Source organism: Streptomyces sp. NBC_00224 (genome assembly GCF_041435195.1).
GTDB lineage: Bacteria > Actinomycetota > Actinomycetes > Streptomycetales > Streptomycetaceae > Streptomyces.
On sequence record NZ_CP108106.1, the window covers coordinates 4,998,020 to 5,013,025 of the forward strand.

General features: G+C 72.0%; 15 protein-coding genes, 2 tRNA genes and 1 riboswitch. Of the genes, 14 read left to right on the forward strand and 3 right to left on the reverse strand.

Annotated elements, in window-relative coordinates; genetic code table 11:
• Positions 1-37 precede the first annotated feature (37 nt).
• Both OG965_RS22335 and OG965_RS22340 read left to right on the forward strand, forming a co-directional pair.
• Complete coding sequence (locus OG965_RS22335) at positions 38-1,615, forward strand: amino acid permease (RefSeq protein ID WP_371653847.1); 1,578 nt, start codon at positions 38-40, stop codon at positions 1,613-1,615.
• 113 nt (positions 1,616-1,728) lie between these two features.
• Positions 1,729-1,801 (forward strand) — tRNA-Lys (locus tag OG965_RS22340).
• A 123-nt stretch (positions 1,802-1,924) separates the two neighbouring features.
• Here OG965_RS22340 and OG965_RS22345 read toward each other — a convergent pair.
• A complete protein-coding gene (locus tag OG965_RS22345) occupies positions 1,925-2,263 on the reverse strand; it encodes a hypothetical protein (protein WP_371653848.1) in 339 nt (112 codons plus the stop codon).
• 324 nt (positions 2,264-2,587) lie between these two features.
• Between OG965_RS22345 and OG965_RS22350 the strand changes: the two genes are divergently transcribed.
• The 8 genes from OG965_RS22350 (at position 2,588) to OG965_RS22385 (ending at position 8,514) form a co-directional block, all read left to right on the forward strand.
• Positions 2,588-2,860: a hypothetical protein gene (locus OG965_RS22350; protein ID WP_371653849.1), complete on the forward strand. Its 273-nt coding sequence runs from the start codon at positions 2,588-2,590 to the stop codon at positions 2,858-2,860.
• A 210-nt stretch (positions 2,861-3,070) separates the two neighbouring features.
• Positions 3,071-4,342: a Tat pathway signal protein gene (locus OG965_RS22355; protein ID WP_371653850.1), complete on the forward strand. Its 1,272-nt coding sequence runs from the start codon at positions 3,071-3,073 to the stop codon at positions 4,340-4,342.
• A 157-nt stretch (positions 4,343-4,499) separates the two neighbouring features.
• Positions 4,500-4,817, forward strand: a complete 318-nt coding sequence (locus OG965_RS22360; RefSeq protein WP_371653851.1) for a hypothetical protein — start codon at positions 4,500-4,502, stop codon at positions 4,815-4,817.
• A gap of 23 nt (positions 4,818-4,840) precedes the next feature.
• Entirely contained in the window at positions 4,841-4,996 is a 156-nt protein-coding gene (locus tag OG965_RS22365; protein WP_371653852.1) for a hypothetical protein, read from the forward strand.
• Between the two features lie 114 nt (positions 4,997-5,110).
• Entirely contained in the window at positions 5,111-5,755 is a 645-nt protein-coding gene (locus OG965_RS22370) for a LuxR C-terminal-related transcriptional regulator (protein ID WP_371653853.1), read from the forward strand.
• Positions 5,756-6,277: 522 nt separating this feature from the next.
• Positions 6,278-7,150 (forward strand): helix-turn-helix domain-containing protein, encoded by an 873-nt coding sequence (locus tag OG965_RS22375; protein WP_371653854.1) that lies wholly within the window; start codon positions 6,278-6,280, stop codon positions 7,148-7,150.
• A gap of 144 nt (positions 7,151-7,294) precedes the next feature.
• The gene (locus tag OG965_RS22380; RefSeq protein ID WP_371653855.1) at positions 7,295-8,362 is read left to right on the forward strand and encodes a PhlD; all 1,068 of its coding nucleotides are present in this window, start codon (positions 7,295-7,297) and stop codon (positions 8,360-8,362) included.
• 78 nt (positions 8,363-8,440) lie between these two features.
• A tRNA-Met gene (locus OG965_RS22385) sits at positions 8,441-8,514 on the forward strand.
• 115 nt (positions 8,515-8,629) lie between these two features.
• Here OG965_RS22385 and OG965_RS22390 read toward each other — a convergent pair.
• The gene (locus OG965_RS22390) at positions 8,630-9,385 is read right to left on the reverse strand and encodes a GNAT family N-acetyltransferase (protein WP_371653856.1); all 756 of its coding nucleotides are present in this window, start codon (positions 9,383-9,385) and stop codon (positions 8,630-8,632) included.
• A gap of 117 nt (positions 9,386-9,502) precedes the next feature.
• On the opposite strand from OG965_RS22390, the gene OG965_RS22395 reads away from it, so the two are divergent.
• The 4 genes from OG965_RS22395 (at position 9,503) to OG965_RS22410 (ending at position 13,528) form a co-directional block, all read left to right on the forward strand.
• Complete coding sequence (locus tag OG965_RS22395; protein WP_371653857.1) at positions 9,503-9,796, forward strand: hypothetical protein; 294 nt, start codon at positions 9,503-9,505, stop codon at positions 9,794-9,796.
• Between the two features lie 148 nt (positions 9,797-9,944).
• Complete coding sequence (locus OG965_RS22400; RefSeq protein WP_371653858.1) at positions 9,945-11,129, forward strand: PP2C family protein-serine/threonine phosphatase; 1,185 nt, start codon at positions 9,945-9,947, stop codon at positions 11,127-11,129.
• Positions 11,130-11,284: 155 nt separating this feature from the next.
• A riboswitch (cyclic di-AMP (ydaO/yuaA leader) is annotated at positions 11,285-11,433 on the forward strand.
• A 9-nt stretch (positions 11,434-11,442) separates the two neighbouring features.
• Complete coding sequence (locus OG965_RS22405) at positions 11,443-12,522, forward strand: M23 family metallopeptidase (RefSeq protein ID WP_371653859.1); 1,080 nt, start codon at positions 11,443-11,445, stop codon at positions 12,520-12,522.
• 61 nt (positions 12,523-12,583) lie between these two features.
• Positions 12,584-13,528: an aldo/keto reductase gene (locus tag OG965_RS22410; protein WP_371653860.1), complete on the forward strand. Its 945-nt coding sequence runs from the start codon at positions 12,584-12,586 to the stop codon at positions 13,526-13,528.
• Positions 13,529-13,576: 48 nt separating this feature from the next.
• On the opposite strand, the gene OG965_RS22415 is transcribed toward OG965_RS22410, so the two are convergent.
• Positions 13,577-14,965 (reverse strand): PrsW family intramembrane metalloprotease, encoded by a 1,389-nt coding sequence (locus tag OG965_RS22415; RefSeq protein WP_371653861.1) that lies wholly within the window; start codon positions 14,963-14,965, stop codon positions 13,577-13,579.
• Between the last annotated feature and the right edge of the window lie 41 nt (positions 14,966-15,006).

Consider the following 15,006-nt stretch of genomic DNA (forward strand, 5'->3'; position numbering starts at 1 on the left):
CGCATGTCATGCCCCCGGCGAGGGAATCGCTGGGGGCATGACAAGTGACGCGAGTACGAATCCGGACGCCCACGGGGCTCCGGACGGTCTCGGTCCGGCGGGCGGCGGCGCGGTGCGCGGGAGCGGCAACGGCGCGGCGACGTCCGACGAAGAGCGGCTGGCGCAGCTCGGCTACACCCAGGTGCTGGCCCGCCGGATGTCCGGCTTCGCCAACTACGCCGTCTCGTTCACCATCATCTCGGTGCTCTCCGGCTGTCTGACGATGTACGCGTTCGGCATGAACACCGGCGGCCCGGCCCTGATCACCTGGGGTTGGGTCGGGGTGGGCCTGATGACGCTGCTCGTCGGCCTGTCGATGGCCGAGATCTGCTCGGCGTACCCGACGTCGGCGGGCCTGTACTTCTGGGCGCACCGGCTGGCGCCGGAGCGGAGCGCGGCGGCCTGGGCCTGGTTCACGGGCTGGTTCAACGTGCTCGGCCAGGTAGCGGTGACAGCCGGGATCGATTTCGGCGCGGCATCGTTCCTGGGCGCGTACCTCAACCTGCAATGGGACTTCGAGGTCACACCGGGCCGCACGATCGCCCTCTTCGCGGCGATCCTGATCCTCCACGGCCTCCTGAACACCTTCGGCGTCCGGATCGTGGCGATCCTCAACAGCGTCAGCGTGTGGTGGCACGTACTCGGCGTCGCGGTGATCGTAGGGGCCCTGGCCTTCACCCCGGACCACCACCGCTCCACCACATTCGTCTTCACCCACTACGTGAACAACACGGGCTGGGGAAGCGGCTTCTACGTAGTCCTCATCGGCCTCCTCATGGCCCAGTACACCTTCACCGGCTACGACGCCTCCGCGCACATGACGGAGGAGACCCACGACGCCTCGACGGCGGGCCCGCGCGGGATCGTGCGCTCGATCTGGACATCGTGGATAGCGGGCTTCGTGCTGCTGCTCGGCTTCACGTACGCCATCCAGTCGTACGACGACGAGCTCGGCTCGGCGACCGGCGCGCCACCGGCCCAGATCCTCCTGGACGCGCTCGGCGCGACGACCGGCAAGCTCCTCCTGCTGGTGGTGATCGGGGCGCAGCTGTTCTGCGGGATGGCGTCGGTGACGGCCAACTCCCGGATGATCTACGCCTTTTCGCGCGACGGCGCGCTCCCGTTCTCACGCGTCTGGCACACGGTGAGCCCCCGCACCCGCACCCCGGTGGCGGCGGTCTGGCTGGCGACGGCGGGGGCCCTGGCGCTCGGCCTCCCGTATCTGATCAATGTGACGGCGTACGCGGCGGTGACGTCGATCGCGGTGATCGGCCTGTACATCGCGTACGTCATCCCGACGCTGCTGCGGCTGCTGAAGGGCGACGCGTTCGAACCCGGCCCCTGGCAGCTGGGCCGCTGGTCCCGCCCGATCGGCGTGGCGGCGGTGGCCTGGGTGGCGCTGATCACGGTCCTGTTCATGCTGCCCCAGCTGTCCCCGGTGACCTGGGAGAACTTCAACTACGCCCCGGTCGCTGTCCTGGTGGTCCTCGGCTTCGCGACGGTGTGGTGGGTGGTGTCGGCCCGCCACTGGTTCCTCCGCCCGACGCCCGCGCCCCCGGTCACCCGGCCCCGATGACCTGCGCATCCGCACCGCACTGACCGCCGAATGGGCCCCACCGGGCCCGGAAGCCGATACCCGATCGGCTGCCGGGCCCCGTCGGGCTATGCTGCGGGGGTGCGGTATGCCAGGGGCCATTAGCTCAATTGGCAGAGCAGCGGACTTTTAATCCGTTGGTTGTCGGTTCGAGTCCGACATGGCCTACGCACAGCGGGGGAGGGTTTGTTCCCTCTGACCTGCGACAGAGCGCCCCAGCCGGGATTGACCGGCTGGGGCGCTCCGTCGTTCCCGGGCCCGGGCGTGAGCGGACGGGCCGTCGGGCGCGGGTTACAGATCGAACAGCACCGACCGGAACAGGCGGAGGTTTCCAGCCTCTTGGCCGGGCCCCAGGGTCGTGTGTACGCCTTCGCAGTCCCCGAGGGGGAAGAGGTTGACGGTGTTGGCGGTGAGGTTCTTGGGTGCGCGGGCGTCCAGGAGCTTGCCCTCGATCTCGGGGATGTTGATGCACTCCTGCGCGGACGGGTCTTCCAGCTGGCCGGAGCTCGGGTTGGTGAGGGAGCCGTACTTGTACTGGAAGAAGCCGTCGATCGCGTGGGCGGGGGTCGGGACGGTCGCGAGGAGGGCGAGGGCGCCGAGGGCGGCACCGATCGTGTGGCGAAGACGCACGGGACGGACTCCTGTCAGGCGGGGGGGATGGGATGGGGGACCCACGGGCTGGATCCGCTCCCGCTGATCGCAATATGTAGTCATGTGCGTGCATTCGGCAACGGGCTCGTTTTGCCTCGGCGTGTCGGCCGCTGAGCCGCCGTCGGCGGTGCTGTGGCTTGAAAGCAGCAGCTCACGCGATGGATCGGCCGCGAAATCCCTGGGCGTGCGCGGGGAATGTGGCCCTCGTTCAGTAAAGGACCAGTCAAGTCGTCCGGGTGCGCGCACGCGGAAAGCTCGGTGTTCGCCCTACTGCCGCGCGGGCGGCGGCGGTCTCCTTGGGGCATGCGATGCACAGCAGAGCAGCCGTCGGTTTCGGTCGAGGACCCCGAGTGGGTCACGGACGCAGGACAGGCCGACGGGGGACGATCCGTCTCCGATGCCCTGCGCCGTCTGATCCGGGACATCGTGCGGGCCGTACGCGCGGCGGAAGAACGGCAGATCGGCTTCCTGCTGAACCGTTTCGCGGCGGACGCGGACGCGGACATGCCCGCGCTGTTCGCGCTGCGCGACGCGTTGGCCGAGGCCGCGGACCACCGCGGCCGCCGCCACCCCTGACGGGCCGGGGCCCGCCGACATTCGAGTGCCGGTCGAGGCAGGCGAGTTCGGGCCACCCTCCCTGGGTGCTCGCGGCGGCCGGGCCCACGCGGGCCACCCGGCAGCGCACTCCGGGCGTACTCGTCCGGCATCGCGCTCCGGGCCCACCCCATCAGGCGAACCGGCCCAGGTCTGCCCGCTACAAACGGACTCTTTACCTACCGTTTCCGTATGGCCAGCCCGCGCAATCAAGCGCTCGCCGACTGGATGACCGAACACGCCCTGACGGCGGCCGAGTTCGCCACCCGGCTCAATGCCCAACTCACCGCCCTCACCGGCCGCCCCGGCACCGCCACCGACCGGACCGTGCGCCGCTGGCTCTGCGGCGAGGTGACCTGGCCGCAGACCGGCCAGCGCGAAGCCCTGACGCGGCTGACCGGCCTTCCGCTCCAGGACCTGGGGTTCACCCCCCGGGACCCCACCCCGGCAGCGACCGGGCCCACGCCCATCGGTACGCACTCCCCGACGCCCGGCGGCGCACCTCCCGTCTTCCGCGGGCCCCCGTCCCGGGTGGGCCTCGGTGACGTCGCCCGGCTCGCCGCGAAGCTGACGGAGGTCGTGGCCGGCGACCACCGGCACGGCGGAACCCAGGCCGTGGAGAACGGCGCCGCCCACCTCGTCCGCCAGGCCCTCGAACTCCAGCAGCGCGGCACCGCGAGCACCCGCGTACGGAGCAAGCTCTACGCCCTGGCCGCCGCCTTCGCGGGCAGCGCCCTGTGGGCCGCCACCGACGGCCACCGCTTCCCCGTCGCGGAAACGTACCTGCACCAGGCCGTCACCCTGGCCGGGCTGTCCGCCGACCCGGCCGCGCAGTACCACGTATGGGGACTGGCCGGAGGGCTGTACCGCCAGCTCGGCCGGCACACCGACGGCCTGGCCGCCGCCGACGTCAACCGCTCCCTCTCGATCAACCGCCGCGACCCGCTCTTCGCCTCCCTCGCACACGTCTCCACCGCCGTCCACCACGCCGACCTGAACGACCGCACCGCCGCCCTGCGCAGCATCGGCTGCGCCCAGGACGCCCTCGACCGCGCCGACCCCGCGCTGCCCCGGCCCCCCTGGATCAGCTTCTACGACCAGGCCGGACTCGACCTCTTCTCCCTGATGTCCCTGCTCACCCTCGGACAGTGGACGCAGGCCGAGGCACGCGCCCACCACGCCCTCGCCGTCCTGCGCGGCCGCCCCGACCTCGCGCGCAACCGCTACCGCGTCACGGTGCAGCTGGCCCGCGCGCAACTCGAACAGGGCGCCCTGGAAGCCGCGATCGCCTCCGTCCGCACCATCCCCCGCGACGCCTGGCACGGACGCACCGGCCGGCTCATCGCCGTCTTCACCGCGCGCACGGCCGTCCTCGCCCCCGGCGCCGCGGAAACGCGTGCGTGGCACGCGTACGTACGCCACCAGGGCATCCCCGGGACGCGCGGGGACCTGACCGGCGAGTGAGGCGTCTCCAGCCACTTGGCTGGTCTTTCCGGTAAACCGGCGGATGGTCTCCGACTCGTCACTCCTCAAGGATTCACAAGGCGCAGGAATTCGCTCACACAGGGAGACTCCCGCGCCTTGTTCTGTTTTCACCGGATGTTTTTGAGACGACGAGGCCATGAAGAAGAAGCTCACCACTGTCGTGCTCGCGGCGGCCGTTTTCGCAGGCGCCGCCCCCGCCGCCCACGCCGTGGATGTCAATCAGGAATACAACACCGCGGGGTGCTACCTCGGGAAGAAGAAGGACCAGAAGGCGTGCGAGCGGCTGCTCTCCGCCGAGCCCATGTCCGAGACGGCCAAGAACTGCCTGGTCAAGGCCGGGATCGGTGGGGCGGCCGCGCTGATCGTCGGACGGGTCAACAAGGACCTCGCCAAGAAGATCGCCACTAATGTGGTGGCCGGCGGTGTCACCGGATGCCTCAGCTCCCTCACGTGAAAGCGGCTTCGCCCATGGCACTCATGGCACTCAAAGCAGGAATCGTCCTCGTCTGGACGGCGATCCTCGCCACCGTAAACACATTCCTGATAGACGCGTACTGGGGTGAACTCGCCTTCACCGCGGTATGCGCCGGCGCGATGGCCTTCTGTCTCGGTAAGGCCGACAGAAAGCAGTAACGGTCCGGAATTCGGGTGAGCGGGGGAGCAGGCGTCCCCGCCTGCGTCGGCCGACGGGGACGCCTACGCTCGATGGAGGGGCACGCACCCGAGCCGGGAACAGGCGAGCACGCCATGATCCGAGTAGTCATCGTCGACAACGAGCCGTTGATACGCGCCGGACTCCAGCACGTCCTCGGCACGGCCGACGACATCACGGTCGCCGCCACATCGCCGGTCGCCCACGCCGTCGAAACCATCCAGGCGCAGCAGCCCGGGGTCGTCCTGCTGGACAGCTGCACCTCGGACGCGGAGGCGCTGTCCACCGGCATGTCGGCGATGACCGCGCCGCCACTCGTCTGCGTCCTGTCCGCCTCCCTCGAAGAGGAGCACGTGGCCACCGCCCTCGCCGCCGGGGCGTCCGGATACGTCCTCAAGGACACCCCGCCCGAACGCCTCGCCCCCCTGGTGCGGGGCCTGGCCCAGGGCTGGACCATGATGTCGGCCGGCATCAGCCAGAAGGTCGTCTCCCGCTTCCTGGGCGACGTCGTACGCCGCTCCACGCCCGAGGTCTCCCGCCTCTCGCCCCGCGAGCGAAAAATCCTGGTCCTGGTGGCCTGCGGCCTCTCCAACACGGACATCGGCCTGCGCCTGCACCTGAGCCGCGGCACGGTGAAGGACCACATCCAGTCGATCCTGCGCAAACTGAACGTCGAACGCCGCATCCAGGCTGCCCTCATCGCCGAACGGGCGGGGCTGGTTCCCTGGGGGGACGCGTAGGGGTCCGCCAAAAAAGACGCCCGGCGCCGTGGAGCCGCCCGAGAGGGGCGGGCTCCACGGCGCCGGTCGTTCAACTCCGGCCCGCATGCCGGAGCTGGCCGGAGACGGGGGAATGTTGCTCTCCGGCGCGCCGCGGGCGGCCGGTGTCGAGGACGCGACGTATTGGCGATTGTCGACACCGGCCGCTGATCTGGGTACGTGTACGCCGGCCGTCCCCGCGGCACAGGGACAGCCACCGCGTCCCGGGTGAGGGGGCGGGATTCGATGTCCGGCGAAGGACACCAAGCAACCGCTTTCACCTGGGCCGATACGTACGAGACCCGTGAGGGCTTCGTGCGGAACAGTCTGGAGGGGTACCCCGCCCCCTTTCCAGGGGGCTGAATTGCAGATAATGATCCAGCCATCAACATTCAGCCCCGGCCCCCTCCGGGCAGCAGCGTTCCTGAACAGGAGATCGCCCGCCGACAGACCGTCATCGCCCGTCGTGCCGCCGCGACGGCAGCCGTTCGTCCCCGTCCCCCCGTGAACGAAGGTCCCGTTTTGCCGCTCGCCGCCCGCGACCGCATGTCCCTCAAGACGCTCCTCCAGGAGCGGCGCGCCGCCATCCACCCGGAGTCCGCCGGATTTCCGCCGCGTCAGGCGGGGCCGGGCCGACGGGTCGCCGGGCTCAGTCAGGAGCAGATGGACATCCTTCTTGAGCGCACACCGGGTACGTACAACCGATTTGAGAACGGGCAGCTGAACCCCACTGCCGAATTCCTGACCAATGTGGCGCGCACCCTGCGTCTCAACGAGCAGGAGTGGACGTTCCTCTGGCGGCTCACCCGGCGCGAGTACCCGCCGTACACCCTGCACCGCGACTCCGGGATGTCGGTCCCCGGTGTCTGGCAGCGGGTCGTGGAGCAGATCGACGGGGCGATGGCCTACATCACCGACGCCGCCTGGAACCTGCTCGCCCACAACGCGGAGTTCGCCGCGCTCTTCCCGCGTGGCGAGGTTCCGGCCAACACCATGCGGTGGATGACCCTCGACCCCGAGGCGCGCGAGCACGTATTGACGGACTGGGCGGACCGGTGGGCCCCCATGGTGCTGCCGCAGCTGCGGCACGGCGTGGAAATGCGGCCCAACCACGTGGAGTTGCGACGCCTTGAGGCCGAGGTGCAGGACGACCCCGTCGCCGGGCCGCTCTACCGGGAGACCGGGGCGACCCCGATCCCGTACCCCGACGGGTCCGAACGCCCCATCCGGCACAGCGAGTTGGGGCCCGGCTGGGTCACCACGTGCGTGGCCGAGCCGGTCACCTCGCCGGGGGCCCGGGTGATGCTGCTCCTCTACACCCCGGGGGCGTCGCTCGTGAGCCGGCACCCGGTGCTGAGCGCGCCGTTGACGAGCTGAGCGCACGACCGGCGTGTCCCAGGGGTGGGGCAGCGCGCGGAACGACTCCTTCCGGCTGAGCTCTGTTCGAATTCCGAGGAACGAATTCCAGCCGTCTCAAGTAGGTTGAGGATTCGCCCGTCGGCCACCCGAGGGAGCCCACTCGTGCCCGCTCACATAGCCCTCCCCGCCATAGCTCTGCCGGACCACCTCATCTCCACGGATGAGATCTGCGCAGACATCCGGCGTGCCAACCCCGATCGGCCGCGGCTGGAGGCGCACCTGCGAATAGCCCGGGCGACCACCGTCCGCACCCGCCGTTTCACCCGCCCCCTCAACGCCCCGACCGTGGCCGGAAATGCCACCATCGAGGAGCGGAACAGGGCGGCGTACGAGGACGCGCTGCGGCTCGCGGTCCGCTCCGGGCGACAGGCCCTGGCCCACGCCGGCCTCGCCCCCGACGACATCGACTGCCTCGTCACCAGCCACACCACCTCCTGGACCGTGCCGTCCCTCGACGTCGCCCTCGTCCGGGAGTTGGGCCTGCGGCCGGACGTGCGGCGCGTCCCCATGGCGACCGTCGGCTGTGCGGGCGGCGCGCAGGGCCTGGTCCGGGCGCACCAGGACATCGCCGCGCACCCGGGCTCGCACGTCCTGGTCGTCGTCGCCGAGTGCCTGTCGACGGCCACGTACAACCACACCGACACCAGCCGGGAGTCGATGATCTACAAGGTGCTCTTCGGGGACGGCTCGGGTGCGGTCGTCGTCTCGGACAGCCCGGCCTGGAGCGGGCCCAGCTACGTCATCGAGGACACCTTCGAGTACGTCCTGCCCGACAGCATCGACCGCTACCAGGGCCGCCTCTCGGGGGCCGGGCTGCACTTCGACTCCACGGCCGCCGCCACCGCCGCCCTCAACGACAGCCTCCCGGCGGTACGCAAATGGCTCGGCGGCAGCGGCCGGGCCCTCCAGTTCGCGGTCGTCCACCCGGGCGGGCCCCGGGTCCTGGAGGACGCGGCCGCCGGGTTCGGCCTGGACGGCGACCGCGACCACGGCGATCTGCGGCACGCCTGGGCGAGCCTGGCCACCAACGGGAACCTGGGCGGCTCCGCCGTCCTCGACGTGCTGGCCCGCACCTTCGAGCAGCCCCCCGGCGACCGGCAGTCGGGCCTGATCATCGGCTTCGGCCCGGGGTTCGTGCTGGCCGCCTCGCGGGGCCACTGGTCGGCGTGAGCCGGAGGGTCCCGGATGGGGTCCCGCGTCAGCCGGTACGGAGCACCGCCCCGCATGCCGTACAGTTGTGTTTACCGACGCGGGGTGGAGCAGCTCGGTAGCTCGCTGGGCTCATAACCCAGAGGTCGCAGGTTCAAATCCTGTCCCCGCTACTGAAGTCCTTGGGCCCGGCACATGAGAATGTGCCGGGCCTTTGGCATTCCCGGGCCCCGGCCGCCCTGGGGCTTCGGCATTTCCGGGCCGGCGCCCACCGGTGCGCTCGCCCGGCTATATGTCCGGCGTCAGCTCCGCCGCCAAGAAGCGCCGGTATGCGAATCCCAGGCCCTCGTACAGCCGTATCGCCCCGTCGTTGGCGCCGTCCACCATCAGGGCCGCCGTCCCGTGCACGGCCAGCGCCTCGGCGAGCACCTTGGCGACGACCGTACGGGCCAGGCCCCGGCCCCGCGCCGACGGGTGCACGGCGACGCCCGCGAGCAGTCCGACCTCGGGGGACGACCAGGCGAGCGCGGCGACCGAGGTGAGGCGGCCCGCGTCGTCCCGGGTGCCCGCCCACCGCCCGACGCCCGGCGCGCCCGGCACCGCGTACGAGCCGGGGAAGGCCTCGGCGAGCAGCGCGGTGATCTCCTCCGCGTCGTCGTCCGCCAGCCACCGCGCCTTGCCCTCGTCCGCCGCGCCCGCCTCGGCGGACGACAGGGGGCGCGTACGGCTCATCCAGCCGAAAGTGGCCACCGGACGCAGCTCCGGCAGCGCCTCCACCAGGGCCCGCACGGTCGCCTCGTCGCCGAGCGGGCGGTAGCTCGGGCCGGTCTCGGCGAGCACCTCGGCGACCAGCGGGGCCAGTGACCCGACGGGCCCCGAGACGGCCAGCCGGTCGTGGCGGGACAGATCGGGGACGGCGACGGCGAAGGCGCGGCCGTCCCCGCTCACCCAGGCGCGGGCGCGGGAGGCCCCGGTCAGGCCCTGGGCGGCCCACAGCAGCGGCGGGTCGCAGGGCAGGGCGGCGGTCGAGCAAAGTTCGTGCATGGGCCACGAGCCTGCGGCCGGCCTTTGTGCGACGTCAAGTTCCGGCATGAGGGTCAGGAAGTGCCTGGCGGCACCTCACCGGCCGAGGGGTTCACGTCCAGTAGTCTCACGGGTGCTATGCGTGAGCATGTGGCGGGACTGATGCGAGCGGCGACGCGGCGGAAGGTGCCGGCCGTGCCGCTGTTCGTCGGCCTGTGCGCGCTGCTGATGTGTCTGTCCCTGCCGCTGTCACTGCCCCTGTCGCCCGCCGCGCCCTGGGTGACCGCGCCCTCGTACACGAAGGGCGGCGTCCCCTCCGTGCACGGCGACCCGGCGACCCGGCGGCACGCCCGGGGGACCTGCGTACGGGGCCGGGCCGGGCCCCGCAGATGCCGGGCGCGGCTGATCGCGACAGGTACGGACCGGCACTGAGCGCTTCGCTTGGAATCGAGGTCGGGTAGCTGCGGGCCGGTGGGGGCTGGTCGCGCAGTTCCCCGCGCCCCTGACGGGCCGCTGACCCGGTTGGGGGACGTGAGGTCGCCGCGTGCGGCGGAGCCGGACACCCTGGGTGGGGCGCGGGATGTCGGCGGCCCTGCGGACGGGCAGGAGACCACAGGTGCGGCAGCGATCGGACGGCGGTGGCCGGGAGGGCTCCCGGCGCCTCGGCCTGGTGCGCACCCTGCCCGCGCTGCTCCTGGTCGCCGGGGTCGTCCTCGACGTGGCGACCCCGCCCGATCTGACCGCCGCCGCCCTCTTCGCGGCCGCGCCCCTGATCGCGGCCCCCTTCTTCGGGCCGGCCGGTACCGCCGTCGCGGGCGCCTCGGCGGTCGGGGCGGTGCTGCTCACGGAGTATCTGCACGACATCCCCAGCACGGGCGAGGCGGTCAGCGAGCTGTTCACCGTCACCACCGTCGGCGCCCTCGCCCTCTTCATCAACCGCATGCTGCGGCGCAGCGGCGAGCGGCTCGCCTCGGCCCGGGTCATCGCGGAGACCGCCCAGCGCGCCGTGCTGCCGACGCCCGCCGAGCGCATCGGGGGTCTCCAGGTGGCCGCGCGGTACGAGGCGGCCCAGGCCGGTGCCTTCATCGGCGGGGACCTCTTCGCCGTTCAGGACACGCCGTACGGGGTGCGCCTGGTCGTCGGGGACGTGCGGGGCAAGGGCCTGGAGGCGGTGGAGGCGGTGGCCGTGGTCATCGGGGCGTTCCGGGAGGCGGCCGAGCAGGAGACGACTCTGGAGGCCGTGGCCGGGCGCCTGGAGCGCGCGCTGACCCGGGAGGGCACCCGGCGCGACGGCCTGGACGCCGTCGAGGGGTTCACCACGGCCGTGCTCGCCGAGATCCCGCGCGGCGCCGGGACCGTACGGCTGGTGAACCGGGGCCACCCCGAGCCGCTGCTGCTGCACGCCGACGGGGCCCTGGACGCGCTCGCCCCGTCCGACCCCGCGCTGCCGCTGGGGATGGCGGACCTGGGGGTGTGGCCGGACCGGGCGGACGCGTACCCCTTCCCGGCCGGGGCGACGCTGCTCTTCTACACCGACGGCCTCTCCGAGGCCCGCTCGGTGGAGCCGCCGGGGGTCTTCTACGACCCGCACGAGCGGCTGCGCGGCCGGATCTTCCCGGGGCCCGACCAGGTCCTGGACGCGCTGATCGACGATGTGCGCAGACATACGGGCGGGGGTGCGAACGACGACATGGCGCTGCTCGCGGTGGGGCGGCCGGGGGTGCGGCAGCCGGAGCGGCGGCGGACGATGCCCGTGGTGCCGTGACGGTGTGTAGCCGAACAGCGCCCCTGCGCATAACAACTGACACACCGTCAACAGTTGTCCCCAACGATCAGGGGGAACTGCTTGGAATCCGGTCCCCCTGTCTATTAACGTTCGATAACGCAGCGCGGTCGTCCCAGCCGTCGTAGAGGCGGCACCGTGCGCACGCGCCGAATCCCGAAAGGGAACCGGGGAACCACCAACTTGGGGTGAATCGGGCACCTTTGTACCTTTGAAGAGGTGCCCGTAGGAGACCTTCCTGCTCCGAACCCGTCAGCTAACCCGGTAGGCGAGAAGGAAGGAAAGGAGCGCCCCAGTGGCGTCCAACGAGCCTGCCCTCGGCACCCAGCCGGTTCCCCCCGTCTCTCTCTACGGGGTCGCGCCCAGTGACACCGAGGTGTGGGAGGAGTGGGACCCCACCGAGGAGTCCGTGCGCTCCGTGCGCGGCCGGCACCGCGTCGCCAAGCAGCGCGGCGGGCTCGCCCGCAGCTCCACCGTCCTCGGCGTCGGCGTCATCGCGGCCGTCGGCGCGGGCGGCATGGCCAGCGCGCAGAGCAAGCCGCCGGTCTCCATATCCCTGCCCGACTCGGTCGCGGACAACCTCCCCGACGTCAAGTCCCTGCCGGGCGTGGGCACGCTGATATCCGACATCGCGGGCGACGAGAAGCCCGACGCCTCCCCGGCCGCCGAGGCCGACAGGGCCGTCGCGAGCGCCCCCCTCACCATGGCGGGCGTCTCCCGGGCCGAGGCCGAACAGGGCGCCACCGGCGCCGGCGAGGCCCTGCGCGCCCGCATCCTCCAGCAGGCCGAGCAGCAGCAGAACGACGCCGAGGCCGAGGCGAAGGCGGTCGCCGAGAAGGCCGCGTCCCAGAAGGCGGCGGCCGAGGCGAAGGCCGCGCAGAGCGCCGCGGAGCAGAAGGCGGCGGCCGCGAAGAAGGCCGCCGAGGAGGCCGCCGCGAAGAAGGCGGAGGAGGAGCGTCTGGCCGAGCTCGCCAAGAGCTTCTCGCTGCCGGTCGCCTCGTACACGATCACCTCGACGTTCGGCGAGGCCGGCTCGATGTGGTCCTCCGGTCACCACACCGGCCTCGACTTCGCCGCCCCCACCGGCACCCCGCTCAAGGCGATCCACGGCGGCACGGTCAAGTCGGCTGGCTGGTCCGGCTCGTACGGCTACCGCACGGTCATAGAGCTGGAGGACGGCTCGGAGCTCTGGTACTGCCACCAGTCCTCGATCGCGGTCAGCGCGGGCCAGAAGGTGACGACCGGCGAGACCATCGGCCGCGTCGGCGCCACCGGCAATGTGACGGGCCCGCATCTGCACCTGGAGGTGCACACCCCGGGCGGCACGGGCATCGACCCGATGGCGTGGCTGCAGTCGAAGGGCCTGAACCCGTAGGGCGTGCTGGCTGTGGGCGGGGGCGCGGAATAGCCGTGCACCGCCCGCCCGTTCACCTCGTATGACCACTCTGCGCCCCCTAGGTGCCTCCGACCTCTCCGTCTTCCCGCTCGCCCTCGGCGGCAACGTCTTCGGCTGGACCGCCGACGAGGCCGCGTCGTTCGCGGTGCTCGACGCGTACACCAAGGCGGGCGGCAACTTCGTGGACACGGCCGACACGTACTCGTCCTGGATCCCCGGCAACGAGGGCGGCGAGTCCGAGAAGATCATCGGCAAGTGGCTGGGCGCGCGCGGCAACCGCGCGGACGTCGTCGTCGCCACGAAGGTGGGCGCGCACCCCGAGTTCAAGGGGCTCGCCGCCCCCACCATCAAGGCCGCCGCCGAGGCGTCGCTGCGCCGGCTCGGCACCGACTACATCGACCTGTACTACACGCACTTCGACGACGAGTCCGTCCCGGTCGAGGAGATCGTCACCGCCCTCGACCAGCTGGTGCGGGACGGCAAGGTGCGCGCCGTCGCCGCCTCCAACATCTCCCCGGAGCGGCTCCGGGACTCGCTGGACTTCTCCGACCGCGAGGGCCTGGCCAAGTACGTCGCCCTCCAGCCGCACTACAACCTCGTCTCGCGCGGCACCTACGAGGGCCGCCTCCAGGACACCGCCGCCCGCTCGGGCCTGGCTGCCGTCCCCTATTTCTCGCTCGCCTCCGGGTTCCTCACCGGCAAGTACCGCCCGGGCCAGCACGTCGAGAGCGCGCGGGCCGGGAGCGCCGCCAAGCACCTGGAGACCGACCGGGGCGCGAAGGTCCTGGCCGCGCTGGACCGTGTCGCGCAGGCGCACGGCGCCGAGCCCGCGAGCGTCGCGCTCGCCTGGCTCGCCGCCCAGCCGACCGTGGTCGCCCCCATCGCCTCGGCCCGTACGGTCGAGCAGCTGCCCGCGCTCCTCGCGGTCGCGGACCTGGAGCTCACGGACGCGGAGCTGAGCGAGCTGAAGACCGCCTCGGCATAGCGCGCAACGCTCCCGGCGCTGCCGCCGCTTTCGGCGCCTTGAGCGCCTTCAGCGCAGATAGGGGTTGTACGGGGAGGACTGGTCGTACCCGTACGGGGCCTGCTGTCCGTACGGGGCCTGGTGTCCGTACGGGTACGGCTGGGCCGGGATCCAGATGCGGCCCGCCGCGCCCGCCGCGTAGTGCAGCGCGGGCCCGGCCACCTCCCTGCGCTCCCACAGGTGGTGCAGCAGCTCCTGCTCGCGGGCCGTGAAGTCCGGGCCGGCCTGGGCGCGGCGGGCCCGGCGGCGCAGGAACGCGAGGGCCGTCGCGAACGCCTCGTACTCCGCGACCGTCCGGGCCGCCCGCCTGCCCCCGTAGGTGCGGTGCGCGAAGTCCCGGGCCATCGAGCGGGCCCGCATCGAGGAGAGCGCGAGCGGCTCGGCGGGGCCCAGCCAGCCCGCCGCCGCGTACGCGGGCAGCTCGGCCGCGACCGTACGCAGCTCCCGCTGGCGGCTCCAGATCGCCAGCCAGGTGAGCAGGCCGAAGACGGGGACCATGAACGCGGCGTAGACGAGGTAGAAGCCGTACGTCCCGAACGACGACGAGCCGTTCCACAGCGCGTGCATCCCCATCGCGGACAGCAGACCGAGCAGCGGCAGGCCGATGCGGCGCCGGCGGCGGCCCGGCGCCGCGAGCGCTGCCGCCCCGAAGCCGATGCCGGTGCACACCGTGAACAGCGGGTGCGCGAACGGCGACATCACGATCCGTACGAAGAACGTCGCCGCGGTCGTGGAGGAGAGGCCCGCGGTGTGGCTGACCTGGTCCTCGCCGAAGGCGTTGCCCAGATAGAGGATGTTCTCGGTGAAGGCGAAGCCGGTCGCGGTGAAGCCCGCGACGACGACGCCGTCGACTATCCCCTTGAAATCCCGTCTTCGGAACAGGAAGAGCAGCAGCACGGCGGCCGCCTTGGCGCTCTCCTCGACGACGGGCGCGATGACGGTCGCACCGAGGTGGTCGGCGGAGGACGGGTCGGCGGTCGCGGTGGCTATCCACTTGGTCGCGAACGAGTTGGCGATGATCGCCACCAGCGCGGCGGCGCACGCGCCCCAGGCGAAGGCGAACAGCAGGTTGCGCCACGGGCCCGGATCCACCCGGTCGAGCCAGCGGAACGCGGTGCCGAGCAGCGGCACGGGCAGCACGGCCAGCGCCAGCCCCACCAGGAACCCCTCGGTGCCGGTCTGTTCCCGCACGATCGCGAGGATGACCAGACCGCACAGGGCGAGCAGGGTGATCAGCGCCCCGGCCCGGACGGCCTTGGAACGCCAGAAGTCGCGCCGCGGCCGGTAGCGCCACTTGGAGCGCTCCGGCACGGCGTCGAACCGCGGCTCGGCGCCCCGCTCCGGGACCGGCTGGAGCGGGCCCGGCGGCTGGCGTTGCGGAAGCGACTCGGACGACACCAGACGACCCTAACGAGGGGTACGGACAATCCGCGACGGTG

What these genes read in the sequence shown, in the direction of transcription:
- OG965_RS22360 (WP_371653851.1), top strand. Translation starts at nt 4,500, where the DNA reads ATGAAGAAGAAGCTCACCACTGTCGTGCTCGCGGCGGCCGTTTTCGCA.
- OG965_RS22350 (WP_371653849.1), top strand. Translation starts at nt 2,588, where the DNA reads ATGCGATGCACAGCAGAGCAGCCGTCGGTTTCGGTCGAGGACCCCGAG.
- OG965_RS22355 (WP_371653850.1), top strand. Translation starts at nt 3,071, where the DNA reads ATGGCCAGCCCGCGCAATCAAGCGCTCGCCGACTGGATGACCGAACAC.
- OG965_RS22365 (WP_371653852.1), top strand. Translation starts at nt 4,841, where the DNA reads ATGGCACTCAAAGCAGGAATCGTCCTCGTCTGGACGGCGATCCTCGCC.
- OG965_RS22390 (WP_371653856.1), bottom strand. Translation starts at nt 9,385, where the DNA reads ATGCACGAACTTTGCTCGACCGCCGCCCTGCCCTGCGACCCGCCGCTG.
- OG965_RS22335 (WP_371653847.1), top strand. Translation starts at nt 38, where the DNA reads ATGACAAGTGACGCGAGTACGAATCCGGACGCCCACGGGGCTCCGGAC.
- OG965_RS22395 (WP_371653857.1), top strand. Translation starts at nt 9,503, where the DNA reads ATGCGTGAGCATGTGGCGGGACTGATGCGAGCGGCGACGCGGCGGAAG.
- OG965_RS22410 (WP_371653860.1), top strand. Translation starts at nt 12,584, where the DNA reads ATGACCACTCTGCGCCCCCTAGGTGCCTCCGACCTCTCCGTCTTCCCG.
- OG965_RS22370 (WP_371653853.1), top strand. Translation starts at nt 5,111, where the DNA reads ATGATCCGAGTAGTCATCGTCGACAACGAGCCGTTGATACGCGCCGGA.
- OG965_RS22400 (WP_371653858.1), top strand. Translation starts at nt 9,945, where the DNA reads ATGTCGGCGGCCCTGCGGACGGGCAGGAGACCACAGGTGCGGCAGCGA.